This window comes from Mesorhizobium sp. M0184 (genome assembly GCF_040322215.1).
GTDB lineage: Bacteria > Pseudomonadota > Alphaproteobacteria > Rhizobiales > Rhizobiaceae > Mesorhizobium.
Genome location: NZ_JAMYSZ010000016.1, coordinates 111,076 through 134,716, shown reverse-complemented (window position 1 = coordinate 134,716; position 23,641 = coordinate 111,076). Strand labels below are relative to the sequence as shown.

The window sequence follows — 23,641 nt, the reverse complement described above, 5'->3', positions numbered from 1 at the left end:
ACCCCCCGGCCCGCCCCGCGGGAACGCCCCCCCCCTATGCTGATTCCGCCCCAAATTTTCAAGCAACACCCGGGCGGGCCCGCACCGCGCAACCCCCCCCGCCCCGGGGGGGGCGGGTTTGCCCGCCCGCACCTTTTTGTCCGAGCATTGGATTGCCAAAACCGCTTTGGACTTGGGTCAGCTGGAAATAACCGGAGACGATCATGTCGCGCATCGGAATCCACTCATTCGTCTGGTCGGCGAGCTCGGCGCAGGGCGACCTCGAGCGGACGCTGGCCAACACCAGGGAAGCCGGCTTCGACCTGATCGAATTCTCCTATCTCGACCCCGCCAATGTCGACATTGACGGCTTGGCCAAGCGGATCGCCGATCTCGGCCTCGGCGTTGCGATCAGCATTGGACTGCCGGCCGACGGCGATATTTCGAGCGCCGACAAAACGATTGCCGCGCACGGCGTCGAAATCCTGGAACGTACGATCGCGCTGACCCGCGATCTCGGCGGCCAGAAGGTTGCCGGCATCCTCAGCACCAGCCACGGCTTGCAGAGCGAGGCGCCGACGCGTGACCAGTGGGACCGCAGCGCCGGCACGCTGGCCAAGGTGGCGGACACGGCAAAATCAGCCGGCGTCACCCTCAACCTCGAAATCGTCAACCGCTTCGAAAGCAATCTGCTCAACACCGCCGCGCAAGGCATGGCCTTCATCGCGGACAGTGGCTCCGACAATATCTTCCTGCATCTCGACAGCTTCCACATGAACATCGAGGAGGCCGATGTCGGCTTGGCCATTCGCAATGCGGTCGGGAAGATCGGCTATGTCCATATCGGCGAGAGCCATCGCGGTTTCCTCGGCACCGGCAATATCGATTTTGCCGCGATATTCGATGCGCTGACCGCCATCGGCTACAGCGACGACCTCAGCTTCGAGTCCTTCTCCTCGGAAATCGTCGACGAGAACCTGTCGCGGAAAACCGCGATCTGGCGCAATCTGTGGACCGACAATATGGAGCTGGCCAAACATGCGCGCCGCTTCATTGCGCTGGGACTGGAGACGGCACGGCGCAAGGCCGAGCTTGTTTCCGCAATGCACCGGCCCTGAGCCCTCGCAGTTCCAATCTGGCTAGGCCAAAGGCGCTACATTAGCCGGCAAAACGCGGCCCAAGTTCCTCGATGCGGCGGATCATCGCCTGGAAATCCTCCAAAATGCGCTGGTGCAAGTGAACCGCCAGTTCCGGGTATTCCTCGAGGATGCGGCGGAACATCTTGCGGCTGAGCCGCAGCACTTCCGAATCGATTTCGGCGGAGGCGCTGGTCAGCCGGTTGGTGTCGGCGATCAGCGCCAGTTCGCTGAGTATGGTGCCGGGGCCGGCGGTGCCGATCGGGATGCGCTCGCCGTCGTGCTCGCGGTAGAGCACGATGCGGCCGCTGACGACGATGTAGGCTGAATCGGCCTCGTCGTCCTCGCGGTAAAGCTTGTGGTCGGCTTTCAACATGGTGGTTTCGGCGCCGAAGGCGAGCAGACGCAGCTGTTCCTGCGTAAAGCCCTCGAAGAGCCTCACGGTGGACAGGATGCGGATGTCGTCATCCAGCGCCATCTAGCTATGTCCCCGAACCGTTAGTCCGACTCCTCCCCTACGAGGCCGATCCAAAACCACCTCCAGCCTCAGGACCGTACCCGAAAAGCGCCCCGCCCGGATCGCTTATTTGAATAATGAAATGTTTAAGGAACCAGCTTGTAGCCGCCGCTTTCTGTCACGAGAATTTCCGCGTTGGAAGGATCGCGCTCGATCTTCTGGCGCAGCCGGTAGACGTGAGTTTCGAGCGTATGCGTGGTGACGCCGGAATTGTAGCCCCAGACTTCCTCCAGCAGCACGTCGCGGGTCACCACCTTCTGGTCGGCACGGTAGAGATATTTGATGATCGAGGCTTCCTTTTCGGTCAGCCGCACCTTGGCGCCGCGCGGGTCGATCAGAAGCTTCTGGCTGGGCTTGAACGTGTAGGGGCCGACCGAGAAAGTGGCGTCCTCGCTCTGTTCGTGCTGGCGCAACTGCGCGCGGATGCGGGCCAGCAGCACGGCAAAACGGAACGGCTTCGTCACATAGTCGTTGGCGCCGGCCTCGAGGCCAAGGATGGTGTCGGAATCGGTATCATGGCCGGTCAGCATGATGATCGGCGCCTTGTAGCCGCCCTTGCGCAATATCTTTACCGCCTCGCGGCCATCCATGTCGGGCAGGCCGACATCCATGATGAGCAGGTCGATGAGCCCGCCACGCGCCGTGGCGACGCCTTTGGCGGCGGTCGCTTCCTGCAGGACATCGAATTCCTCATAAAGCGACAATTGCTCGACAAGGGTGCCGCGCAGGTCGTCATCGTCGTCGACGATCAGAATGGTGCGTGAAGTCATGGATCAATCCGTTGTTTTGAAAAGAGATTTCAGTTGACCGCTGCCTGTTTATGCGGAAGCTGACCGGCACAACAGCCGTTCACAGTGATTTGTTCCGTGGCACGATCATACAAGAAAAAACACGATCGCAATGCAGTCGGCGCAATTTTGCCTAAAGGGCTCACCGTGCTCACCGTGCGCGCGCGCCCCGGCCAACCCAGCCAGGGCTTTCTGCAGGCCGGCAAACTGGTGTTTCCATGTGCGCTGGGGCATGGCGGCATCTCGGCCGGCAAGCGCGAGGGCGATGGCGCCACGCCGCTTGCCTCGATGCGGATATTGTCGGGATATTTTCGCGGCGACCGTTTTGCCGGCGGCCGCCGGACGCGGCTGGCGATGACGCCGATCGGCCGCGACCTCGGCTGGTGCGAAGTGCCTGGGGACCGCAACTACAACCGCCCGGTCAAAATCCCCTATGGCGCCAGCCATGAGCGGATGCTGCGCACCGACGATCTCTATGACGCCTGCCTGGTGCTGGACTGGAACATTGTGCCGCGCCGGCGCGGGCGCGGCAGCGCCATCTTCTTCCACCTGGCGCGCCCCGGCTTCACGCCGACGCAAGGCTGCGTCGCGGTAACGGCCCGCACCATGGCACGGCTGCTGCCGCTGCTGTCGGAGCGGACGGTGGTAAGGGTGGTAAGGTAAGGGAGTAGGGGAATAAGGGAGTAGGGGAATAGGGGAGTAGGGGAGTAGGGGAATAGGGCAGTAAGAGTAGAGACAGGGGCGGGCGCGCCGCTTAGCTTTCCTACTCCCCTACTCCCCTACTCCTTTGCCACCCTATGTCGAGAAGGCCGAGCCGGCCGAGTTCGCGGTCCATGGCGCGTGCGATGTCCTTGCGTTCGCCGCCGATGTCGCGAAGCTGGCGATCGGAGAGATCCTCGACATTTTGGTAGGGAAGATTGACCGCGATTTTTGCGTGCCGAAGCCAGTCAAGCACGGCGCGCAGCCAGGCCGGGCGGAGGGTTACCGAGCGCAAGGCGATGTCAGACATGGTGCAATCCGCTTCTCCGGACATCAAATCCGGTTTGATGTTTCTTCGATGCTCAGAGCATGGCGGATTGAAATTCAAACGGGAAACGAGTAGTTTTTTCTGCATCTTCAAGTTCTATTTGATGATTGGAATGCTCGACCGAACCCTCGACCGAACCCTCCTCGTCTGGCACTGATGGCGCGCCTGCTGCCTGGAACCCGTGCGCTGCGGACGCTGGAGGCAGCGGCGCGGCACCTCAATTTCACCCGCGCCGCCGACGAGCTCGGCCTGACGCCGGCAGCGGTCAGCCATCAGATCAAGGAAATCGAGGATCAGCTCGGCATCGTGCTGTTCACACGCACCAGCCGCACGATCCGGCTGACCGAGGCGGGCGCGGTGCTGTTCGAAGCTTCGACCGATGCGCTCGACCTGCTTGGCCGGGCCGTCTCACGGGCGCAGAAGACGGCGCGCGGATCGGCGCTGCTGAAGGTCACCCTCGATGCGCAATTCGCGACGAAGTGGCTGATGCGGCGCGTCGACGATTTTCGCAAGCAGCATCCGGCAATCGAGCTGCGTTTCGACATCAGTTACGAGGTGCGCGACTTCGATCGCGACGACGTCGATCTCGGCATCCGTTTCGGCACCGGCAAATATCCGGGGCTTCGCTCGCACCGGCTGTTCGAAAACGTCATCATCCCCGTCTGCAGCCCGGCCTTGCTGCGGTCAGGGCCGCCGCTCAAGGAGCCGCGCGACCTGTTCCATCATACGCTGGCCCATATCGAGTGGTCGCGCCAGGGCGTCACCTGGCCCAACTGGAGCATGTGGATGGCGGCGGCGGGCGTCGACGATTTCGACGACAGCCGGACCATCGTGTTCGGCAATTCGACGGATGCCGTCCAGGCCGCGCTCGACGGCAACGCGGTCGCGCTCGCCGATTTCGCCATGGTGGCAAACGATCTTTCGGAAGGCAGGCTGATCCGGCCGTTCGAACTCGGCATCAAGGTCGCGCCTGAATTCGCCTATTTCCTGGTCTATCCGGAGACCGCGGCGAATGATCCGCGCATCGTCGCCTTTCGCGATTGGCTTCTTGAGGAAATCGCCAGGACCCCGACCTGACGGTCAGCCCGCCGCCGCGCCGAACCAGCCGATCACCGCGCCGATGAGAAGCAGCACGCCGAGCCAGTGACCAACATCGATGAGCGTCAGATCCCAGCCGAAACCTTCGTAGCGATGGTTGACCGAAAGCGTGGTGGCGACGAACCCCAGCCAGAGAACGAAGCCGAAGATCACCCCGGCAAGCAGGCTCGGCTCGCCGCCGGTTACGGCGCCGATGATCAGCGACATGACCAGCGCCATGACGAGCTCCGCGATGAAGGAGACAACGAAGGGCAGCATCGATTTGCTCATGGTCGCCGGATCAAGCTTGGCGGCCTTCAGCCACGGCTTGCTCAAGCCCATGTACCAGGCCGCGCCGAACAGCCACGCCACGACGGCGGCGACGATTACCGCCAGCCAATTGATTGCTGAAAAATCCATGGTTCCCTCCGGTCGATTGCGCGATGGAACGCCTGTTCGGCGATGCCGTCAAGCAAGGCGCCAGACGGTGGTGCGCTTGACCTCGGCGTCCTCCAGCGCCCGGGTCACCGCCACGTCATAGACGGCAAGCGGTTCCAGTCCCGCCCTCGGCAGATAGGAACGGCCGGGATCGCCGACGAGGATGTTGGCGCCACGCGCCTTCAACGCGACGAACCACGGCATCAGCCCGTCGGCAAAGGACTTGTCGTAGAACACATCGCCGGCCAGCACGACGTCCCACCCGGCATCGCTGCCGATGGGATCGCCGGCGAGGAATTCTATCTCGGTCCCATTGGCCTCGGCATTGAGGCGGATGGCGGTCGCGCAGAACGGGTCGATATCGGCGGCGATCACCTCGGCAGCTCCGGCCTTCACCGCGGCAATGGCGACAAGGCCGGAGCCGGAGGCGAAGTCCAGCACGCGCTTGCCGCGCACCGCCGCCGGATTGTCGAGGATGTAGCGGGCAAGGCCTTGGCCGCCGGCCCAGGCAAAAGCCCAGAAGGGCGGCGGCAGGCCGATTTCGGTCAGCTCGTCCTCGGTCCGCCGCCACAGTTCGTGCGCCTCGTCGGCCAGGTGCAGGCGGATCTCCGGCACATGCGGCGGCGCCATCAGCGCCGTGTTGTCGAGGATGAATTTCCTGGCGCTGTCCGGCGTCAGCGCCGTCATGGCGCCGGCGTCAGTTCGCCCATGCGGCAAACCTCTTGCCATTCGGCCGGCGTCACCGGCTGCACAGACAGCCGCCCGAGCCGCACCAGCGCCATGTCGGCCAGCTTTGGATTGGCCTTGGCCTGCTCCAGCGTCACCGGCTTCGGCATGGCCTTGAAGGCGCGGATGTCGACGCACTCCCAGCGGGGATCGTCGGTGGTGCTGTCCTGATGGGCCAGAGCGCAGACTTCGGCGATGCCGACGATGTCCAGCCCGTCATTGGAATGGTAGAAGAAGCCGAGATCGCCGATCTGCATCGCCTTCATGTTGTTGCGCGCCGCATAATTGCGCACGCCGTCCCATTGCGTGCCGGCCTTGCCCTTGGCCTTGAGGTCCTCGAAGGAGAAGACCGAAGGTTCGGATTTAAACAGCCAGTAGTTCATTGTGTTGCTCCTCCTCAGGTGCCGCCGCGACTAAAAGCGCGTCGCGTTCGACCGGCCTCATGCGACGCGCTTTAGGTTCTTGTTGTATGCATGTCGTCACAAAACCGCTGCACACTTTTGCGCGACATGCATCAGACATCCGCCGGCTTGTTGAAGCTCCAGTTCCACTGCCGGATTTCGACGCTTTCGAACAGCCCTGCCTTGGTATAGGGATCGGCCGCCGACAGGGCTTTTGCCGCAGCCAGATCGGGCGCCTCGACAACGGCAAGAGTGCCGTTCGGCTTGCCGTCGGCGTCGAGGAACGGGCCGGCGAAGGCCAATTTCTTGTCGCCGTTCAGCCCTTCCAGGAAGGCAAGGTGCTTGGGCCGCGTATCGAGCCGCACCTGCAGGCTTCCTGGCTTGTCCTTGCAAATCAACGCAAACAGCATCTTTCCATCTCCGCAATCGTTCGCGATTACATGTCGGTTTCGGTCTTGAGTGGCCTTGTCATCAACGCCGACACAGCCTGGTCTATGGTTATGGTGCCGTCCAGTATGGCGGCGACGGCGGCGATGATCGGCGCGTCGATCCGGCGCTCGCCGGCGATGCGGGCGGCGATTGCCGCCGTCGGCACGCCTTCGGCCAAAGGCAGGCCGGCAAGCGGCTTGCCTTGCCCCAGCGCCAGCCCATAGGCGAAATTGCGCGACTGCGCGGACGAGCAGGTGAGCAGCAGGTCGCCGAGGCCGGAAAGCCCCATCAGCGTCTCCGGCTTGGCGCCAAAGGCGGCGCCGATGCGGCGCAATTCGACGAAGCCGCGCGTCACCATCGCCGCCTGGGCGCTGGCACCGAGCCCGGCGCCGGTGACGGCACCCGCGGCAATGGCAAAGACGTTCTTCAGCGCGCCGCCGATCTCGACGCCGATCAGGTCGTCGCTCGAATAACAGCGCAGATTTTCCGCCGAAAAGCGGGCGGCAAGGTCGGTGGCCAGAGCCTCGTCGCGGGCGGCGACCACGACGGCCGTCGGCAAGCCCCTGGCGACGTCGGTGGCAAAGCTTGGGCCGGACAAAGCGGCGACCGGATTTGCCGGCAGTATTTCCTCGGTGATGGACGATAGCAGCGCGCCGGTGTCGCGCTCGATGCCCTTGGCGCAGAGGACCAGCGGGACGCCTTTCGGCATATGGCTGGACGCGGCCGTCAGCATAATCCGCAACGATTGCGCCGGCGCTACCGCCAGAACGCAGTCGGCACCGTCGAGCGCCGCCTCGATGTCGCTCGTCGCCACGATGCCGGGATCGAGCGTGATGCCCGGCAGATAGCGCGGATTTTCGCCACGGTCGACCGCCGCGACGGTCTCCGGGTCGCGCGCATAGAGGCGGACGAAATGACCGGCGCGCAGCGTGGCCAGCGCCAGCGCCGTGCCCCAGGCGCCGCCGCCGAGCACGGCGACGCGCCATCCGCTTGGCGCCTTGTGCCCGCTGCCGGTCATGCCTTGGCCCCACGCCGGCCCGAACCGACCATCGGGGCCGAGACGCTGTCCAGCGGCCAGCGCGAGCGCGGCACGAAATCGGCGGCGTTTTCACCTGATATGCCGGCGCGCATGCGCTCGATGCCGGCCCAGGCGATCATCGCCGCATTGTCGGTGCAGAGGTTAAGCGGCGGCGCGACGAAGCTGAATCCGGCCTGCTCGCACAGGCCCTGCAATGTCGCCTTGATAGTCCGATTGGCGGCCACGCCGCCGGCGACAACCAATGCAGGCTCGGCCTTGTCCGGGAATTGCTGACGGAACCGGGAAAGCGCCCGCGCAACACGGTCGCCCAGCGCATCCGCCACCGCCGCCTGGAACGAGGCGCAGATATCGGCAACATCCTGGTCGCTCAGCGGGGCGATCGCGGTTGCCGCCTGGCGCACTGCGGTCTTGAGGCCGGAGAAGGAAAAATCGGGCTGCACCGAGCCCTTCATCGGGCGCGGAAAGGCAAAACGCGTCGCGTCACCGGTTGCCGCCGCCTTCTCGACATTCGGTCCGCCCGGATAGGGCAGGCCGAGCATCTTGGCCGTCTTGTCGAAGGCCTCGCCAAGCGCGTCATCGATGGTCGTCGCCCAGCGCTGGTAGTCGCCGACGCCGCGTACGGCGACGATCTGGGTATGGCCGCCGGAGACCAGCAGCAAGAGGTAGGGAAAGTCGAGCCCGTCGGTTAATCTGGCCGTCAGCGCGTGGCCTTCGAGATGGTTGATGGCGATCAGCGGTTTTTTGGCTGCCGCGGCGATTGCTTTGGCCGTCATCAGGCCGACGATCAGCCCGCCGACAAGACCGGGACCGGCGGTGGCGGCAATCGCATCGATGTCGGCGAGGTCGACGCCGGAATCGGCGAGCGCTGCCTCGATGATGCCGTCGAGCGCCTCGACATGGGCGCGCGCGGCGATCTCCGGCACGACGCCGCCGAAAGCAGCATGCTCCTCGATCTGGCTGAGCACGATGTTCGACAGGATTTGCGGCGTGCTGCGACCGTCCAGCGCCACCACGCTGGCGGCGGTCTCGTCGCAACTCGTCTCGATGCCCAGAACGCGGATCAATTCGTCGCTGTCCAAAAATCGTACAGATTGTACTGTCGGCCTTTCCCCGATAGGAGAAAACCCGAAAACCTGCCGGGGGTTATCACGGACGGCGCGTCATGCAAACAACCTTGAAAATCGGAACACGCGGCAGCCCGCTGGCGCTGGCGCAGGCGCATGAAACGCAGGCGCGGCTGATGGCGGCGCATGGCATGCCGGCGGAAGCTTTCGAGGTGGTCGTCATCTCGACCAGCGGCGACCGCATCCAGGACCGGCCGCTGTCGGAAGCCGGCGGCAAGGGCCTGTTCACCAAGGAGATCGAGGAGGCGCTGCTGGCGCGCCGCATCGACATCGCCGTGCATTCGTCGAAGGACATGCCGACGCTGTTGCCCGAGGGGCTGGAACTGTCCGCGTTCCTGCCGCGCGAAGACGCGCGCGATGCCTTCATCGGCAAGGCGGCGCGAACGATTGCCGGCCTGCCGCAAGGCGCCAGGGTCGGTTCGTCGTCGCTGCGGCGCCAGGCGCTGATCCGGCGGATGCGGCCGGACCTCGAAGTGGTGATGTTTCGCGGCAATGTGCAGACGCGGCTGCGCAAGCTCGACGACGGCATCGCCGACGGCACCATCCTCGCTTATGCCGGGCTGAAGCGGCTCGGCCTCGAAGACGTCGTCACCGACCTGATGCCGCTCGAGGTCTTTCCGCCGGCGCCGGGGCAAGGCGCGATCTGCATCGAAAGCCGCATCGGAGACCGCGACGTGGAACAGATGCTGGCAGCGATCGACGACCGGCCGACCGGCGAGGCGCTGGCCTGCGAGCGCGCCTTCCTGGCGGCGCTCGACGGGTCCTGCCGCACGCCGATCGCCGGACATGCGACGATATCGGGCGGAACGGTTTCCTTTGCCGGGCTGATCATCTCGCCCGATGGCACGCAGTCGCATGAAGTCAGGCTGCAAGGGCCGGCGAAGGAGGCGGCGCGCATTGGCGCGGAAGCCGCGGCGACCGTTCGGGCCAAGGCCGGCGAAACATTCTTCGATGGCTGGACCTGACATGCTCCGCGTCCTTGTGACGAGGCCCGAACCGGGCGCGTCGCGCACGGGGCGCCGGCTTGCGGATGCCGGCTTTCAGCCGATCCTGCTGCCATTGACCGGAACCGTGGCGCTGCCGGTCGATGCCGGCGCGCTCGCTGACGCCGCGGCGGTCGCGGTCACCAGCGCCAATGCCGTTCGCCATGCGTCGAAAGAGATCATCGCGGCGCTCGCCGGCTTGCCGGGCCACGCCGTCGGCAGGAAGACGGCGGAAGCCGCCCGCGCTGCCGGGTTTCTGTCGGTCAGCGAAGGCCCGGGCAATGCCGAGGCGCTGGCCGATGCGCTTGCTGGCGGTTGCGCGGGGCAGACGATCGTCTATCTCTGCGGGCGGGTGCGATTTCCCGGCTTCGAGGAGCGGCTGTTGGCGTCGGGCGTTCAGGTCCGCGCCGTCGAGACCTACGACACCATTGTCCTGGACTACTCCGACGAGGCCGTGCTTGCGCGCCTGTCCGCCCGGCCGGTCGAGGCGGTGCTGCTCTATTCGGCCAAGGCGGCCACCGCTATGCAGGCCCTGGCTAGCCGGCCGGTGCTGCGTAGCCTTTTCCAGGAAACGCGCTTTTTTGCCTTGTCGGGACGTATTGCCGCCGCCCTCGGCGATGTCGCCGGCGAAAGGATCCGGATTGCGCCTGAGCCCTACGAAGATGCCTTGCTAGGACTTTTGCAGGCGCCGCGCTGATGGCATTCGCGGCGGCTCTGTGCCGTCCTTGAGAGGCGGCGCCAAACTCAGGCGATTGCCCTCGGGCACATTTTGTTCTTGCTTTGTGCCGGCAGCTATGCTACTAATTTCCTTATGGTGCCAATTGGCTCCAACGACCCGCCCGCCGAGGCGGGTTTTTTGTGTGCCGAGCATGGGCCTTGGCTTGAAACGTGGATTCGGCCCTGCGGCGTTTTGCCAAAACTGAACTCCAAGCCGTGGCGTCATCACGCCGCCCCTTTTCACCGCTTGGTGATGTGCTAGACCCTTCAAACCATCCCGAAGCGAATTTTGCGGAGCCCGAGCATGGTCAAGACGCCGAAGATGCGGCATTCCAAGAGCCGCCGTGAGCCGGTGACCATCGAGCTTGAGCCTGGCGCCGTCTCGCGAGTCGCCGACGAACAGGATGCCGTGACCTCGCAGACCGACGAGGCGCGGGCCGAGGAAGCGGCAAACGCCTCGCAGCCGGAGCCACCTGAAGAGCCGGTGCATGCGGACCAGACCGATCTCGAGCCATGGGAACATGCCGACGCAGCCGCGCCGGCCGGCACGCAAGAGCCGGCGGACGCCGGCGTCGATTCTGCCAGGGAAGCGGAAACCCCATATCCCGCCGGTTCGGATGCGCCGGCCGGGCGCTCCACGGTTTCCGACTACAGTTTCGAAGATGCATCCAGCGGAACCGGGGCCAACGAACCGGGGATCCCAGGTTCCGGCGAGAAGACAGCTGAGACGAGGGACGACCATATGGCAGCGCAGCCGAAGCGAAGCGGCATCAACGGCATCGCCGCCGGTATTGTCGGCGGCGTCATCGCCCTCGCCGCGGCCGGCGGGCTGCAATTTGCCGGCCTGCTCGGTGCGCCGGGGTCGGGCGGCGTGTCGCTCGACGCGGTCAATGGTGAGATCGTTTCGCTGAAACGCGAGGTCGCGGACCTCAGACAGGCCGGCGCCAACAATGACGCATCGGCCAAGGTGGACGGGCTGTCGTCGGCGCTGGACCAGGTCAGGGCGGACGTCACGGCTCTGAAATCGACGGTCGAGCAAGGCGGCGCCGGCGACAATGCCGGACTTGCAGCACTTGGCGACAAGGTCCGGCAGATCGAGACGGCGGTCGCGGCCCTCGGCAAGGCCGGCGGCACGGCGCCGGTCGATCTCGGCCCGCTCAACGAGAGGCTGGCCGCGCTCGATGCGCTGGTGAAATCGGCCGGCGACATGGCAAAGGCGCAGGAAGGCCGGCTTGCGACGCTGGAACAGTCGGTTTCACAGCTCTCGGGCAAGGTCGATGCACAGGGTTCGCAGCCGAAGATCGCACTGGCCATTGCCGCTTCGGCGCTCAAGGCAGCGCTCGACCGTGGTGCACCGTTCGCCGCCGAGCTCGAAACCTTTGCCGCGATCTCACCCGATGCACCCGAGATCGCGACGTTGCGCACCTATGCCGAAAAGGGCGTCCCGATGCGCTCCGAGATCGCCGCCGAAGCGGACGGCGCCGCCAACGCGATGGTCGCTGCCGCGACGCCCATCGACCAGAATGCCGGCATCCTGCAGAAGCTGCTGTCCAGCGCCGAATCGCTGGTCAAGGTCAGGCCGATCGGCGCCGTCGAAGGCACCGGCGTTCCGGAAACCGTCGCGCGCATGGAGGTCGCGGTCAACCAGGGCGACTACGCCAAGGCGCTCAGCGAATACGAAACCCTGCCTGAGGCGGCCAAGGCCGCCGGCGCCGACTTTGCCGGCAAGCTGAAAGCGCGGATGGAGGTCGAGACGCAGATCGATTCGCTCATCGCCGGCGCGATGAAGGCGTGAGGAACCCAATGATCCGCATCCTTGCCTTCCTTGCCGTCGTCTTTGCGCTCGGGCTAGGCTTCGCCTGGCTGGCCGACCGGCCGGGCGAAATGCTCGTCACCTTCAACGGCTATCAATACCAGGTCAGCCTGATGGTCGCGGCGGTGGCGGTCGTTGCCGTGGTTGCCGCGGTGATGATCGTCTGGTGGCTGGTCAAGGCGCTGTGGAACAGCCCCTATACGATCTCGCGCTATTTCCGCGTGCGTCGCCGCGACCGCGGCTACCAGGCGCTGTCGACCGGGATGATCGCCGCCGGCGCCGGTGACGGCGCGCTCGCCCGCAAGAAGACCAAGGAAGCGGCAAAGCTGATCCGCTCCGATCAGGAGCCACTGATCCAGCTGCTCGACGCGCAGGCCTCGCTGCTCGAAGGCGACCATGAAGGCGCCCGCGAAAAGTTCGAGACCATGCTCGATGATCCCGAAATGCGGCTGCTCGGCCTGCGCGGGCTTTATCTCGAGGCCGAGCGGCTCGGCGACCGCAACGCAGCCCGCCACTATGCCGGCCGTGCCGCGGCGGTGGCGCCGCAACTGGCCTGGGCGGCCGAATCGACGCTGGAAGACCTGACCGGACGCGGCGACTGGGATGGCGCGCTGAAACTGGTCGACGCCCAGAAGTCGACCCGGCAGATCGAGCGTGACGCCGCCAACCGCCGCCGCGCCGTGCTGCTGACCGCCAAGGCGCAGGCGCTGATCGACAGCGATGCCAATGCCGCAAGGGCGGCGGCGCTCGAAGCCAACCGGCTGCGGCCGGATTTTGCACCGGCTGCGGTCGTCGCGGCGAAATTGCTGTTTAGGCAGAACGACGTGCGCAAAGGCTCGAAAATCCTCGAGGCGGCGTGGAAGGCCGAGCCCCATCCGGAGATCGCCGAGCTCTACACCCATGCCAGGCCGGGCGATGCCGTGCTCGACCGGCTGAACCGGGCAAAGAAGCTGCAGGAGCTGAAGAAGAACCATGCCGAGTCCTCGCTTGCCGTGGCGCGCGCCGCGCTAGATGCGCAGGAGTTTTCAACCGCCCGCCGGGAGGCTGAAGCCGCCATCCGCATCGATCGCCGCGAAGGCGCTTATCTGCTGCTGGCCGATATCGAGGAGGCCGAAACCGCCGACCAGGGCAAGGTGCGGCAGTTGCTGTCGAAAGCGGTGAGAGCGCCGCGCGACCCGGCCTGGGTCGCCGACGGCGTCGTCTCCGAGCGCTGGGCTCCGATATCGCCGATCACCGGCAGGCTCGACGCATTCGAATGGCGGGCGCCGATGGAGCGGCTCGGACAGTTGATCGACGGTCATGAGGATACGCCGGAGGCGCCGGTGCCGGCCATCGCGGCTCCAGCCAGGCCGGTACAGGAAAGAGCCGGGACGATCGAGCACACGGCGGAGACACCGGGCACAGCGACCGAGGAGAAGACGGACGACCGTGCCGGCGAGGATCATGTGACACCAATCACCGCGGCGGCGTTTGCCCAAGTGCCGGAAGATGCCGAGGCCGTCGAGCCGGCGCAGGAGCTGACGCGGCTGCCCGACGACCCCGGCGTCGATCCAGACGACGCGGCGGATAAATCGACGCGCCGGTTTCGTTTGTTCTGATCAGGGTCGAGTGGACCCGGGCTTATTGGGAATGATTTGATGTTCGAACGCGTTTTGTCGTTTCTAAGGGATCTGCCGTCCGGTGGTGGCGCCAGCCCCAGCGCCGACGATTCGCGCATTGCCGCGTCCGCCCTGCTTTTCCACGTGATGAACGCCGACGGGGTGCGCCAGGATACCGAATGGGAACGGTTCAAGAAGGTGCTGGCGGAAAGCTACTCGATCAGCGGCGACGAACTCGACGCATTGGCGGCTGCCGGCGAGCGGGCCGACAATGAGGCGATCGACCTCTACGCTTTCACCAGCGTGCTCAAGCGCCATCTCGACGCCGAGGCGCGAAAGGCCTTCATCGGCCTGATGTGGGAGATCGTCTATGCCGATGGCGAGCTGCACGAGCTCGAGGACAATACCGTGTGGCGGGTCGCCGAGCTGATCGGCGTCGAACGCCGCGACCGTGTCGAGGCGCGCCTCAAGGCGGCCGCCGCGGCTCCTGGTGCTGCCGGAACCTCAAGCGACGAATAGACAGGATCCCGCCTTCCAATGCCGCCCAAGCCAAGTCCGAGACCAAAGATCCTGATCGTGCTGCATCAGGAGCATTCGAGCCCCGGACGGGTCGGCCATATGCTTATCGAGGAAGGCTTCGACCTCGACATCCGCCGACCGCCGCTCGGCGAGGCCTTGCCGCAGACGCTGGATGGCCATGCCGGCGCCGTGGTGTTCGGCGGGCCGATGAGCGCCAATGACGGCGACGAGTTCGTCCGCCGCGAGACCGACTGGCTCAAAATTCCGCTCATCGAGAACCGGCCACTGCTTGGCATCTGCCTCGGCGCGCAAATGCTGGTCAAGCATCTCGGCGGCAGGGTCGAGGGCCATGGCGAGGGCCTCGTCGAAATCGGCTGGTATCCGCTAAAGGCGACCGAAGCGGGCAGCAGGCTGATGCATTGGCCGGAGATGGTCTATCAGTTCCATCGCGAAGGGTTTTCGCTGCCGAAGGACGCGACGCTTTTGGCGACGGCCGAAACCTATCCCAACCAGGCCTTCCGCTATGGCGACAATGCCTGGGCCATTCAGTTCCATGGCGAATTGACCCGGGCGATGATGCAGCGCTGGGTGGTGCGCGGCGCGCACCGCTTCGAACTGCCCGGCGCGCAGCCCGGCCGCGACCATCTCGGCGGCCGGCTTATCTGGGACATGCACCTCAAGCGCTGGCTCGGCGAGTTCCTGCCGATGATTTTCGGCAAGCCGGCGCTGCGGTAATCAGTTTCGCCCCCTGAGATGACGCACCTTGCGCAGCTGCGGGAACAGCACCGCCCATAGGCCGGCAACAGCGATCGCCCCGACACCCCCGACCACCACGGCCGGAACCGTGCCGATCAACGCCGCCATGGTACCGGCGCGGAATTCGCCGAGCTCATTGGAAGCGCCGACAAACACCTGGTTGACGGCGTTGACGCGGCCGCGAACGGCGTCCGGCGTCCACAGCTGGATCAGCGTCTCGCGGATATAGACGCTGAACATGTCGGTGGCGCCGAGCAGCGCAAGGGCCGCAATCGACAGCCAGGTGATGGTCGAGAGGCCGAACAGAACCGTGAACGCGCCGAACAGCGCGACGAAGCCGAGCATGACAAGGCCGGCATGGTTGCGGATCGGGTGTCCGGCCAGCCAGATGGCGACGCAGATGGCGCCGACGCCGGGCGCCGAGCGCAACAGGCCGAGCCCCCATGGGCCGAGTTCGAGGATATCGCGCGCGTAGACCGGCAGCAGCGCCGAGGCGCCGGACAGGAGCACCGCAAACAGATCGAGCGAAATCGCGCCGAGCACGATCTTTTCGCTCCAGATATAGCCGAAGCCGGCGAACAGGGTCTGTACCGTCGGCCTGTCGGTCCGGCTGCGCTGGGCAGGCTTCGGGATGGTGAAGATCAGCACGGCGGCAACCAGCATCAGCACGGCGGCGGTGGTGTAGGCGGCTTCGGCTGAAAGCCCGTAGAGCAGGCCGCCGGCGACCGGCCCGACGATGGTTGCCGTCTGCCAGGTGGACGAGTTCCAGGCGATGGCGTTGGCGAAATCCTCGGGCGGCACCAGATTGGCGAACAGCGATGAGGAGGCCGGCCCGAAGAAGGCGCGCGCGATGCCGAACATGGCGAGCACGATGAAGACCGGCATCGGCCCGGAGAGGCCGCGTAGCGTCAGCAGCAGCAGGGCCAAAGCGCAGCCCGCTTCGACCAGCACCGCCAGCGCCATGATCAGCCGGCGCCCGAAACGATCGGCAACGTCGCCGGTGACCAGCACCAGCAGCAGCGAAGGCAGGAACTGGACGATGCCGACAAGGCCGAGGTCGAATGGGTCGCGGGTGAGATCGTAGATCTGCCAGCCGACGGCGACCGACACGATCTGGGTGGAGAATGTCGAGAGGAAGCGCGCCGCCCAGTAGCTCAGAAACGGCCGATGGCGAAAGGCTGCATAACGCTGGTCAGGCGGTACTTGGGATTCTGTGGTCATGGAATAAGGCCCCGTGGCAGCGAAGTCGGCCGGCGGGGCACTTCCACGGATGGGCGCTGGTCCGGCCAAAAGAGCCTTTAGCGCAGTTCGGCGCAGGGCGCGCGCAAAAATCCGGCCTGGATCAACAATTTCGTCCTGGCAGATAACAAGCGCATGGCAAATTGCAAACCTTCGAGACTAGCCGAAACACCTCTCGCTTCGTCATCCCAGGGCGGAGCAGGAGCGAAGCGACGTCGCGGAGACCCTGGGATCCATGCCGTGACGTCAGCCGAAGAATACAGCGGCTCAGAACGGCGCTTGTATCCGCAACTGTGCCAGCTACCCTTCAACCATGACCGGCTATGCCTATATGACGGCAAGCCAGAAGCGCGGCACGATCTACATCGGCGTCACCAACGATCTCGGCCGCCGCATGCCGGAGCACAAATCCGGCCAAGGTTCGCGCTTCACCGGCCGCTACGGCGTGCAGCGCCTGGTCTGGTACGAGGAACATTTCGACATTCGCGACGCCATCCAGCGCGAGAAGTCGCTGAAGCGCTGGCCGCGCCAATGGAAGATCGAGCTGATCGAGAAGACCAACCCTGAGTGGTTCGAGCTTTTTCGCGGGACGGGGTGGTAGCGTACGGTTCTGGTCCGCGGCGCACTGCCGCGAGGTAACGGCATGGATCCCAGGGTCTGCGCCGCGTCGCTTTGCTCCTTGCTCCGCCCTGGGATGACGAATTGGAGGGGTGTTCGGCCAATCTCGAAAGCTTGTAATTCGCCATCAATCGTCGTCCGATACACCGGATGCGCTGCCACTCTCCGATATCAGCGATTAGCCTTCAGCCATCCTACCTTCGTCCTAGGGCGGAGCAAGGAGCGAAGCGACGCGGCGCAGACCCTAGGATGCCATGCCGTTAGCTTCGAGCGTCGCAGCTTCCGCTGAACACCAACAGACCGACCAGCAGAACGCGTTCAATGTGCATCCCGCTCGATCCAATGATATCAAGCCGTCGCCTTGGCCTTCCTGCCCCGGCCCTTGACCGGCGTGGGCGGGGGGGCTTTGCGGCCGAGGCCGATTGCCTTGGCCAGCTGCGAACGCGAGGCTGCGTAGTTGGGGGCGACCATCGGGTAGTCCGACGGCAGGCCCCATTTGGCGCGATAGGCGTCGGGCGTCAGCCCGAAATGAACGCCGATATGGCGCTTCAAGGATTTGAACTTCTTGCCGTCCTCGAGACAGATGATGTAGTCCGGCGTCACCGATTTCTTGGGATTGACGGCAGGCGTCAGCGGCGCGGCGACCGGCACTGCCGGTTGCCCGAGCCCGCCTATGGCAGCGCTGACGCTGGCGATGAGATCGCCGAGGCCGGAAGCCGGCAAGCGGTTCTTCTCGACGTATGCGGAGACGATATGGGCGGTCAGCTCGAGCAGGTCGATGTCTTTGCGAGCGTTGTTGTTGTCGTCGGTCAATCTATCTCTCCGTCCATGGGGGTCGCAGAAATTCCTAGTCGGCAAATCTGCGCAATGCAATGACGCCGCACCACGTCACACATTATTTTGAATAATAATACTAACGGCAGCGCGGGATTAACAACCCTGAGCCGGTGCTCGATAATATCAGACAATCAGCAATATCAAATAATCAGGGATTTGTCGCGCCATAGTCGAAATCCGCCCTCGAAGGCGCGTGTGTTGTCGCCGCGTCTGCAATCGGCGGGCAAGTCGGTGAGTTCGTCGACATTGCCGCCGCCGATGACCACGTAATCCGGCTGCATGGCGGTGCGAAGCCGGTCGACCACGTCGAAGACGTGTTTGCGCCATTTCTTCTTGCCGCGCTTTTGCAGGCCGCGTTCGCCGACATAGTCTTCGAAACTGCCGCGCTTCTTGTAGGGAAGATGGGCAAGCTCCATCGGCTGGGCAACGTTATCAACGATCATCGCGGCCCCCAGGCCGGTGCCGAGGCCAAGGAACAGCATGCGGCCGCCCTCATAACTGCCGATGGCCTGCATGAGCGCATCATTAACGACCTTGACCGGTTTGCCGAACTTGGCGGCGAAATCGTAGCCGACCCAGCCCTTGCCGAGATTGGCGGGTTCGGTCAGCGGCCGGTTGTGGTGCACCGGGCCCGGATAGCCCATCGAGACGACATCGTAGTGCAGTCCTTCGGCGAGCGTCTTCACCGCCGCGACCATCTGCTGCGGCGTAAGCTCCGGTCCGGAAGCGGTCTTGCGCTCGTCGCCGCCGGCGCTGATCTTGACGTGCGAGCCGCCGATATCGATCGCAAGCACGATCTTTTCTTCCTCCGATGCCGGTTGCTTCACCGCCTTGGCCATCGCTTTCGCCTCCCAGAACTCATTTCGCTGGATTGATCCAGCCGTTCGGCGGCCCGAATCCAGCCATGGCTTCGGTCGGCCCCCACGTCTTTGGCGCGTAGACAGGGGGCGGCGTGGTGTCGCCGAGCACCGGGCCGACGATGCGCCAGGCGAGCTCGCTGGCGTCCTGGCGGGTGAACAGCTGGCCGTTGCCGTTCATGGCGTCGCCGATCAACCGCTCGTAAGGCGGCATGTCGCCCTTCGAATCGTCCAGCGCGGTGAGCTCGACCTGCTCACCGACCATGTCATCGCCGGGCGCCTTGCGCCGGGCTCCGATCGAGATCGCCACCTGAGGATCGATGCGGAAGCGCACGTGATTGCAGTCGCCGGGCTTGATCGGATCGAAGACGTCGAGCGGCGGCCGCTTCAGCCGCACGATGACCTCGGTGGCGTGCACCGGCAGGGATTTGCCGGCGCGAATGAAGAACGGCACATCCTGCCAGCGCCAGGTATCGACGAAAAAGCGCACCGCCGCGAAGGTCTCGACCGGCGAGTTCGGCGCCACGCCCGGCTCGTTGAGATAGCCGTCGAACTGGCCGCGCACCACATCGTCCCTGGTCAGCGTCCGGATCGCCCGCAGGACCTGCACCTTCTCGTCGATGAGATCGTCGGCCGAGCGGCCGACCGGCGGTTCCATGGCGAGCAGCAAGAGGATGTTGAGCAGATGGTTTTCGATGACATCGCGAATGCAGCCGACCTCGTCATAGAAGCGGCCGCGGCCCTCGACACCGAAATCCTCGGCCATGGTGATCTGCACGCTCTCGACGTAATTGCGGTTCCAGATCGGCTCGAGGAAGGAGTTGGCGAAGCGGAAATAGAGCAGGTTCTGGATCGCCTCCTTGCCGAGATAATGGTCGATGCGAAAGATCGACTTCTCGTCGAAGACCAGATGCAGCACCCGGTTCAGCCAGCGCGCCGATTGCAGATCGTGGCCGAACGGCTTTTCCACCATCAGGCGCGCGCCCTGGGCGGCGCCCGACTGCTCCAGCCCCTGGACGACCACCTCGAACATCGCCGGCGGCACCGCCAGATAGTGCAGCGGCCGCTCAGCGCTGCCGAGCGCGGTCTTCAGCTTCTCGAAGGTCGCAGGCGCCCGATAGTCGCCGCTGACATAGCGCAGCAGCGATGCAAGCCTGGCAAAGATCTTGTCGTCGATGCTGCCCAAGGCGTTGACGATGCCGTCGCGGGCGCGCGCCTGCAGCTTGGCGAGGTCCCAGGGATCGAAGGCGACGCCGATCACCGGCTCGTTCAGCGTCCCTTTGGCCACCATGGCGTAAAGGGCGGGGAAGATCTTCTTGTGGGCGAGATCGCCGGTGGCGCCGAAAAGCACCAGCGTGTCCGATCGTTCCTGGCTCATGGGCGTGCCTCCCTGTCGCCCGTCACGAGCCGGCCTTGGGTTTTTCGACATGGCCGCCAAAGGCATAGCGCATGGCGGACAGAAGCTTGTCGGCGAATTCGGATTCGCCTTGCGAGGAGAACCTGTCGAACAGCGCCGAGGACAGCACCGGCGCCGGCACGCCGGTGTCGATCGCCGCCTTCAGCGTCCAGCGGCCTTCGCCGGAATCCGAGACCCGCCCGCCGAACTGCGTCAACGACGAATCGGCCTTCAGTACGCCGGCCGTCAGGTCGAGCAGCCACGAGCCGATGACGCTGCCGTGCCGCCAGACCTCGGCCACTTCAGCGATGTCGATGTCGAACTGGTAATATTGCGGGTTTTCCAGCGGGCTGGTTTCGGCGTCGGCGGTGCGCTGCCGTTTGCCGGCATTCGCCGACTTCAGGATGTTCATGCCTTCGGCATAGGCGGCCATAACGCCATATTCGATACCGTTATGGACCATCTTGACGAAATGGCCGGCGCCGCTTGGTCCGCAGTGGAGATAGCCGAAGGGAGCGGTTCCGGCATCCTTGGCAGGGGCGGGCGAAGCGGCGTCGGCGCCCGGCGCCAGCGTTGCGAAGACCGGATCGAGATGCTGGACCGCGCTGTCGGGGCCGCCGATCATCAGGCAGTAGCCGCGCTCGAGGCCCCAGACGCCGCCGCTGGTGCCGACATCGACATAGCTCAAGCCTTTCAAGGCGAGGCGCGCGGCGTGGTCGACGGCCTCGTGATAATAGGAATTGCCGCCGTCTATGATGATGTCGCCCGGCTCCATCAGGGCAGCCACCTGGTCGACGATCTTGCCGGTGATCGCCGCAGGCAGCATCAGCCAGGCGCTGCGCGGCTTCGCCAGCTTGCCGACGAACTCCTCCATCGAGGCGGCTCCGACCGCGCCGGCGCTCACAAGCGCGGCGACGCTCGCCGGGTTGATGTCGTAGACGACGCATTCGTGGCCATCGCGCAGCAGGCGCCGAACCATGTTGGCGCCCATCCGGCCCAGTCCCATCATTCCTATCTGCATGGTCTCGTCCTGCCTTACTTGAGGGATCGATGATCTAGTGGCGCTGCGATTGAAGCATGATCTTTTCCGAAAACCGGTCTCCACTTTGCGGGATCATGCTCTATCCGGTATCGCCGATGCCGACAGAAAAGTCAGCATTCTCCCAATGGCCGCTATCGGGCCAGAAGAAAGTGAAGACAATGCTATTGCCCGGGCTATTGCCCGGAGCAATCTCGGCAACCTGCAATTCCGCAAGATGGATGCCGAAAGCATTCGCGGTGGTCTCGGTGTCATGGACGGTTGCCCAATTGTCGCTGCTCCAATGAACCACCGCCCGGGCCAGAAGTTCGATGCGCAGCGCCTTGCCTGCCGGGATGGTACGGATCTTGTGGTTGAAGCGCCATGCCCTGAAGCGCGACACCGTCCTGCCCTCGATATAGCGCTTGACGCCTTGCGGCGGCATGTCGAACACCGTGCCGTCGCGCAGCGACCGCAGCAGCTTGATGTGCTCGGAATGCGCCCAGACGAGCGGCTTGGCGCTGCCGGAGGGCCCGCCATGCCGCAATTCGCGCTCCGGCATGTCGGGACCGTCCCAGATCTGCTCCGGTAGCAGGCCGCCCGGTCCGGCAGAGTTCTCGAACGTCCTGAGCAGGCTTGCCGCACTATCCCTACGGCCTGCCGCCAGCTCGTAATGAGCGCGCTCGCCGACCAGCAGCGGCCAGGGCCGGCCCCGGCCGGTTCCATCGAAGGGCGCGCCGTCGGCATGCTCGCCATAGCCATCGCCATTATAGCGGTACCAGAGCGGGCCCTGCGGCAGTTCGCAGCGCAATTGCGCGTCGATGACCTTGACCGTGTCGAGGATGCGCGGATCGTCGGCTGCCCGCAAGCCGAAGCGGACCAGCGCCAGCGCATCGGGGCTGACGATCGCCTCGGCCGGCTGGTCCGTATCCGCCGGCGGGCGGTTCTTGATCGGGACGTAGCCGTCTTTCGGCGATGCCGCGCCGGCTTTGTCGGGCGGCGCAATGCGGACATAGTGGCCCTCGACGCCGGCTTCATCGCCCGAGGAGCTACCGGCGACGTAGGTCCAGCGTTCGATCTGATCGTTCCAGACATCGGCGGTTTCGCGCAGATAGTTTGCCGGCTCTGTTTTGCCGGCGGCATCGAAGATGTCCGCAGCCGCTAGCAATGCGGCGATCTCGACGGCAAGCGTGAACGGGCTGTAGCCGGCGTCTTCCTCCCAGCGGTCCTCGCCGGTGACGGGGCCGTTGCGCACGACATAGGCGGCAGCGCGCTCGATCATCGGCATGAAGGAGGAGAGTGCGGCAGGCGGCAAATGGCCGGCGCGGCGCAGTGCGTCGGCAAGCAGCAGCGGGAAGGCGCATTCGTCCATCTGGATGCCCGGCCAATAGGCCGATCCGTCGAGCCAGGCGTTCTGCGGCCAACGGCCGTCCGGCTGCTGGATCGCGCGCAGATAGCCAAGGATGCGCAAGGCTTCCGCCGGGTCGCCGGCGGCGAGGAAGCCGCCGGCGGTTTCGACCAGATCGCGCGGCCAGACCAGGTGATAGCCGCCGAGGTCGTCGTCGCCCTTGTTGAAGCCCCACGGGATCGACAGGCTGGCAACGGCTGCTCCGGCAGACGAGCGGTGTGCCGCCAGCACCGCCGTGCTGAGGCGGTAGCTGTTGAGGCCGGACGCCGCATGCCGGTCCAGCGGCAGCAATCCGGCCTGCCATTTGCGCCATTTGTCGACGTAGGATCTGGCTGCGGGCCCAAAACCTTGCTTCAGGCTGGCGAAAGCAGTTTGCGCCGCCTGTTGCGGCGTCGTGCCGAAGCCCAGTGCCAGCAATATTTTTGGGTTCGCAGCCGAAAAGGCGATCTCGCCGGTCAGCGCGACATTGCCGTCCTCGGCGCTGCGGCAGGCCAGATCGAGCCGGCCGCCTTGACGAAGCTGCTGCCAGCCGTCGGAGACGCCGACATAGCCGGCCGAGCACACCTTCCACGGCAGCGACGAGGCGAGCGCCAGGCAGGTGCCGCGTCCCGATGCAAACAGGACAGGCTGTCCTTCATGGTCGTCGATCCAGGCGGTGTTGCCCATGCCGGCGTTGACGAGGTGCGGTGCCAGCAGCGCGTAGACGCGGTAGTCGGCGGCTGCGCCTTTGAGCGGCGTGAACATAATCTCCTGCAGCAAGACGGGACGTTCCGGATCCGTCAGGATGCGCTTTTCGATCCTGTAGGTTCCATCGCTTGCGGTGTTGACCAGCCGGTAGGCAGGCACCCCGTCCGCGAGGGGTTCGATACTGTGTTCGGCGTCGCGTTTTTCTTCCGAGAAATAGCCGTCAGGTCCGGTGACGATCAGCCCCAGATCGCGGGTGCAGGCGCTATCGAGGCGCGGGTAGTAGATCTCGTTGAGGATACCGTGGCTGATGGTGAACCAGATCGGGCAGGCCGGCGAGAGCGCGGTGCCGACGCCGCTCTTGGCGCTCGAGGTCCAGCGTGCCGGAATGCCGGGTGCACCCGGGGCAAGGTTCGTCGCCATTCAATCGGTCTCCAGTGCCATCCCTAGACCAGGAGTCGAACCGGTTTCAATGATTGCACCGCAAGTTGATCGCCGGCCATGGATTGCTGTTGAC

The 23,641-nt window shown here is 65.0% G+C and carries 25 protein-coding genes; 10 read left to right on the top strand and 15 right to left on the bottom strand.

Annotated elements, in window-relative coordinates:
* Positions 1–203: 203 nt before the first annotated feature.
* Entirely contained in the window at positions 204–1,097 is an 894-nt protein-coding gene (locus NKJ23_RS20520) for a sugar phosphate isomerase/epimerase family protein (protein WP_352681919.1), read from the top strand.
* Positions 1,098–1,137: 40 nt separating this feature from the next.
* Here the strand turns inward: NKJ23_RS20520 and NKJ23_RS20515 are convergent, their stop codons facing one another.
* Together NKJ23_RS20515 and NKJ23_RS20510 are read right to left on the bottom strand one after the other, a co-directional pair.
* Positions 1,138–1,593 carry a Crp/Fnr family transcriptional regulator gene (locus NKJ23_RS20515; RefSeq protein ID WP_023680480.1) on the bottom strand — a complete coding sequence of 152 codons (456 nt, stop codon included), beginning with the start codon at positions 1,591–1,593 and terminating at the stop codon, positions 1,138–1,140.
* A 125-nt stretch (positions 1,594–1,718) separates the two neighbouring features.
* Complete coding sequence (locus tag NKJ23_RS20510) at positions 1,719–2,402, bottom strand: response regulator transcription factor (RefSeq protein WP_023680479.1); 684 nt, start codon at positions 2,400–2,402, stop codon at positions 1,719–1,721.
* A 144-nt stretch (positions 2,403–2,546) separates the two neighbouring features.
* Between NKJ23_RS20510 and NKJ23_RS20505 the strand changes: the two genes are divergently transcribed.
* Positions 2,547–3,083: a L,D-transpeptidase family protein gene (locus NKJ23_RS20505; protein ID WP_245274862.1), complete on the top strand. Its 537-nt coding sequence runs from the start codon at positions 2,547–2,549 to the stop codon at positions 3,081–3,083.
* Positions 3,084–3,183: 100 nt separating this feature from the next.
* Here NKJ23_RS20505 and NKJ23_RS20500 read toward each other — a convergent pair whose 3' ends face one another.
* Positions 3,184–3,429, bottom strand: coding sequence for a hypothetical protein (locus tag NKJ23_RS20500; RefSeq protein WP_352451326.1), 246 nt, complete (start codon positions 3,427–3,429; stop codon positions 3,184–3,186).
* Between the two features lie 174 nt (positions 3,430–3,603).
* Here NKJ23_RS20500 and gcvA point away from each other — a divergent pair, with 174 nt between their 5' ends.
* The gene (gene gcvA, locus NKJ23_RS20495; RefSeq protein WP_352681917.1) at positions 3,604–4,524 is read left to right on the top strand and encodes a transcriptional regulator GcvA; all 921 of its coding nucleotides are present in this window, start codon (positions 3,604–3,606) and stop codon (positions 4,522–4,524) included.
* A 3-nt stretch (positions 4,525–4,527) separates the two neighbouring features.
* Here the strand turns inward: gcvA and NKJ23_RS20490 are convergent, their stop codons facing one another.
* From NKJ23_RS20490 to tsaD, 6 genes are all read right to left on the bottom strand, one after another.
* Entirely contained in the window at positions 4,528–4,944 is a 417-nt protein-coding gene (locus NKJ23_RS20490) for a DUF1761 domain-containing protein (protein ID WP_023680475.1), read from the bottom strand.
* Between the two features lie 48 nt (positions 4,945–4,992).
* Positions 4,993–5,649 (bottom strand): class I SAM-dependent methyltransferase, encoded by a 657-nt coding sequence (locus NKJ23_RS20485; RefSeq protein ID WP_352681915.1) that lies wholly within the window; start codon positions 5,647–5,649, stop codon positions 4,993–4,995.
* Positions 5,646–6,071 (bottom strand): EVE domain-containing protein, encoded by a 426-nt coding sequence (locus NKJ23_RS20480; protein WP_352470769.1) that lies wholly within the window; start codon positions 6,069–6,071, stop codon positions 5,646–5,648. Before NKJ23_RS20480 ends, NKJ23_RS20485 begins: the two co-directional genes overlap by 4 nt.
* Before the next feature lie 131 nt (positions 6,072–6,202).
* The gene (locus NKJ23_RS20475) at positions 6,203–6,499 is read right to left on the bottom strand and encodes a YciI-like protein (RefSeq protein ID WP_352681912.1); all 297 of its coding nucleotides are present in this window, start codon (positions 6,497–6,499) and stop codon (positions 6,203–6,205) included.
* Between the two features lie 26 nt (positions 6,500–6,525).
* Positions 6,526–7,536: an NAD(P)H-dependent glycerol-3-phosphate dehydrogenase gene (locus NKJ23_RS20470; RefSeq protein ID WP_352681910.1), complete on the bottom strand. Its 1,011-nt coding sequence runs from the start codon at positions 7,534–7,536 to the stop codon at positions 6,526–6,528.
* Complete coding sequence (gene tsaD / locus NKJ23_RS20465; protein ID WP_352681932.1) at positions 7,533–8,618, bottom strand: tRNA (adenosine(37)-N6)-threonylcarbamoyltransferase complex transferase subunit TsaD; 1,086 nt, start codon at positions 8,616–8,618, stop codon at positions 7,533–7,535. The genes NKJ23_RS20470 and tsaD overlap by 4 nt, the downstream gene beginning before the upstream one ends.
* 101 nt (positions 8,619–8,719) lie before the next feature.
* Between tsaD and hemC the strand changes: the two genes are divergently transcribed.
* The 6 genes from hemC (at position 8,720) to NKJ23_RS20435 (ending at position 15,046) form a co-directional block, all read left to right on the top strand.
* Positions 8,720–9,646, top strand: coding sequence for a hydroxymethylbilane synthase (hemC, locus tag NKJ23_RS20460; RefSeq protein ID WP_352681908.1), 927 nt, complete (start codon positions 8,720–8,722; stop codon positions 9,644–9,646).
* Between the two features lies 1 nt (position 9,647).
* The gene (locus tag NKJ23_RS20455; RefSeq protein WP_352681906.1) at positions 9,648–10,361 is read left to right on the top strand and encodes a uroporphyrinogen-III synthase; all 714 of its coding nucleotides are present in this window, start codon (positions 9,648–9,650) and stop codon (positions 10,359–10,361) included.
* A 324-nt stretch (positions 10,362–10,685) separates the two neighbouring features.
* Positions 10,686–12,176 (top strand): COG4223 family protein, encoded by a 1,491-nt coding sequence (locus tag NKJ23_RS20450; RefSeq protein WP_352681904.1) that lies wholly within the window; start codon positions 10,686–10,688, stop codon positions 12,174–12,176.
* An 8-nt stretch (positions 12,177–12,184) separates the two neighbouring features.
* Complete coding sequence (locus tag NKJ23_RS20445; protein ID WP_352681903.1) at positions 12,185–13,792, top strand: heme biosynthesis protein HemY; 1,608 nt, start codon at positions 12,185–12,187, stop codon at positions 13,790–13,792.
* A gap of 39 nt (positions 13,793–13,831) precedes the next feature.
* Positions 13,832–14,311, top strand: coding sequence for a tellurite resistance TerB family protein (locus NKJ23_RS20440; RefSeq protein ID WP_352681900.1), 480 nt, complete (start codon positions 13,832–13,834; stop codon positions 14,309–14,311).
* An 18-nt stretch (positions 14,312–14,329) separates the two neighbouring features.
* Entirely contained in the window at positions 14,330–15,046 is a 717-nt protein-coding gene (locus NKJ23_RS20435) for a glutamine amidotransferase (RefSeq protein ID WP_352681898.1), read from the top strand.
* Here the strand turns inward: NKJ23_RS20435 and NKJ23_RS20430 are convergent, their stop codons facing one another.
* Positions 15,047–16,288, bottom strand: a complete 1,242-nt coding sequence (locus NKJ23_RS20430; protein ID WP_352451312.1) for an MFS transporter — start codon at positions 16,286–16,288, stop codon at positions 15,047–15,049.
* Positions 16,289–16,619: 331 nt separating this feature from the next.
* Here NKJ23_RS20430 and NKJ23_RS20425 point away from each other — a divergent pair, with 331 nt between their 5' ends.
* Positions 16,620–16,907, top strand: a complete 288-nt coding sequence (locus NKJ23_RS20425; RefSeq protein ID WP_352681896.1) for a GIY-YIG nuclease family protein — start codon at positions 16,620–16,622, stop codon at positions 16,905–16,907.
* A 365-nt stretch (positions 16,908–17,272) separates the two neighbouring features.
* Here NKJ23_RS20425 and NKJ23_RS20420 read toward each other — a convergent pair whose 3' ends face one another.
* The 5 genes from NKJ23_RS20420 to NKJ23_RS20400 all read right to left on the bottom strand — a co-directional run bounded on the left by NKJ23_RS20420 (position 17,273) and on the right by NKJ23_RS20400 (position 23,547).
* The gene (locus NKJ23_RS20420; protein WP_352451311.1) at positions 17,273–17,737 is read right to left on the bottom strand and encodes a Ros/MucR family transcriptional regulator; all 465 of its coding nucleotides are present in this window, start codon (positions 17,735–17,737) and stop codon (positions 17,273–17,275) included.
* A 164-nt stretch (positions 17,738–17,901) separates the two neighbouring features.
* Positions 17,902–18,600, bottom strand: coding sequence for an ROK family protein (locus NKJ23_RS20415; protein WP_352681894.1), 699 nt, complete (start codon positions 18,598–18,600; stop codon positions 17,902–17,904).
* 19 nt (positions 18,601–18,619) lie between these two features.
* Complete coding sequence (zwf, locus tag NKJ23_RS20410; protein ID WP_352681892.1) at positions 18,620–19,996, bottom strand: glucose-6-phosphate dehydrogenase; 1,377 nt, start codon at positions 19,994–19,996, stop codon at positions 18,620–18,622.
* A gap of 22 nt (positions 19,997–20,018) precedes the next feature.
* Positions 20,019–21,035, bottom strand: coding sequence for a phosphogluconate dehydrogenase (NAD(+)-dependent, decarboxylating) (gene gnd, locus NKJ23_RS20405; RefSeq protein WP_023678194.1), 1,017 nt, complete (start codon positions 21,033–21,035; stop codon positions 20,019–20,021).
* A gap of 100 nt (positions 21,036–21,135) precedes the next feature.
* Entirely contained in the window at positions 21,136–23,547 is a 2,412-nt protein-coding gene (locus NKJ23_RS20400; RefSeq protein WP_352681889.1) for a glucan 1,4-alpha-glucosidase, read from the bottom strand.
* Between the last annotated feature and the right edge of the window lie 94 nt (positions 23,548–23,641).

Bases quoted from the DNA above. Each gene is read 5' to 3' on its own strand.
- NKJ23_RS20480 (WP_352470769.1), bottom strand. From the start codon at position 6,071: ATGAACTACTGGCTGTTTAAATCCGAACCTTCGGTCTTCTCCTTCGAG.
- NKJ23_RS20455 (WP_352681906.1), top strand. From the start codon at position 9,648: ATGCTCCGCGTCCTTGTGACGAGGCCCGAACCGGGCGCGTCGCGCACG.
- NKJ23_RS20440 (WP_352681900.1), top strand. From the start codon at position 13,832: ATGTTCGAACGCGTTTTGTCGTTTCTAAGGGATCTGCCGTCCGGTGGT.
- NKJ23_RS20490 (WP_023680475.1), bottom strand. From the start codon at position 4,944: ATGGATTTTTCAGCAATCAATTGGCTGGCGGTAATCGTCGCCGCCGTC.
- NKJ23_RS20475 (WP_352681912.1), bottom strand. From the start codon at position 6,499: ATGCTGTTTGCGTTGATTTGCAAGGACAAGCCAGGAAGCCTGCAGGTG.
- gnd (WP_023678194.1), bottom strand. From the start codon at position 21,035: ATGCAGATAGGAATGATGGGACTGGGCCGGATGGGCGCCAACATGGTT.
- NKJ23_RS20485 (WP_352681915.1), bottom strand. From the start codon at position 5,649: ATGACGGCGCTGACGCCGGACAGCGCCAGGAAATTCATCCTCGACAAC.
- NKJ23_RS20425 (WP_352681896.1), top strand. From the start codon at position 16,620: ATGACCGGCTATGCCTATATGACGGCAAGCCAGAAGCGCGGCACGATC.
- zwf (WP_352681892.1), bottom strand. From the start codon at position 19,996: ATGAGCCAGGAACGATCGGACACGCTGGTGCTTTTCGGCGCCACCGGC.
- NKJ23_RS20500 (WP_352451326.1), bottom strand. From the start codon at position 3,429: ATGTCTGACATCGCCTTGCGCTCGGTAACCCTCCGCCCGGCCTGGCTG.
- NKJ23_RS20400 (WP_352681889.1), bottom strand. From the start codon at position 23,547: ATGGCGACGAACCTTGCCCCGGGTGCACCCGGCATTCCGGCACGCTGG.
- gcvA (WP_352681917.1), top strand. From the start codon at position 3,604: ATGGCGCGCCTGCTGCCTGGAACCCGTGCGCTGCGGACGCTGGAGGCA.
- NKJ23_RS20445 (WP_352681903.1), top strand. From the start codon at position 12,185: ATGATCCGCATCCTTGCCTTCCTTGCCGTCGTCTTTGCGCTCGGGCTA.
- NKJ23_RS20430 (WP_352451312.1), bottom strand. From the start codon at position 16,288: ATGACCACAGAATCCCAAGTACCGCCTGACCAGCGTTATGCAGCCTTT.
- NKJ23_RS20450 (WP_352681904.1), top strand. From the start codon at position 10,686: ATGGTCAAGACGCCGAAGATGCGGCATTCCAAGAGCCGCCGTGAGCCG.
- NKJ23_RS20520 (WP_352681919.1), top strand. From the start codon at position 204: ATGTCGCGCATCGGAATCCACTCATTCGTCTGGTCGGCGAGCTCGGCG.
- NKJ23_RS20435 (WP_352681898.1), top strand. From the start codon at position 14,330: ATGCCGCCCAAGCCAAGTCCGAGACCAAAGATCCTGATCGTGCTGCAT.
- hemC (WP_352681908.1), top strand. From the start codon at position 8,720: ATGCAAACAACCTTGAAAATCGGAACACGCGGCAGCCCGCTGGCGCTG.
- NKJ23_RS20510 (WP_023680479.1), bottom strand. From the start codon at position 2,402: ATGACTTCACGCACCATTCTGATCGTCGACGACGATGACGACCTGCGC.
- NKJ23_RS20415 (WP_352681894.1), bottom strand. From the start codon at position 18,600: ATGGCCAAGGCGGTGAAGCAACCGGCATCGGAGGAAGAAAAGATCGTG.
- NKJ23_RS20470 (WP_352681910.1), bottom strand. From the start codon at position 7,536: ATGACCGGCAGCGGGCACAAGGCGCCAAGCGGATGGCGCGTCGCCGTG.
- NKJ23_RS20515 (WP_023680480.1), bottom strand. From the start codon at position 1,593: ATGGCGCTGGATGACGACATCCGCATCCTGTCCACCGTGAGGCTCTTC.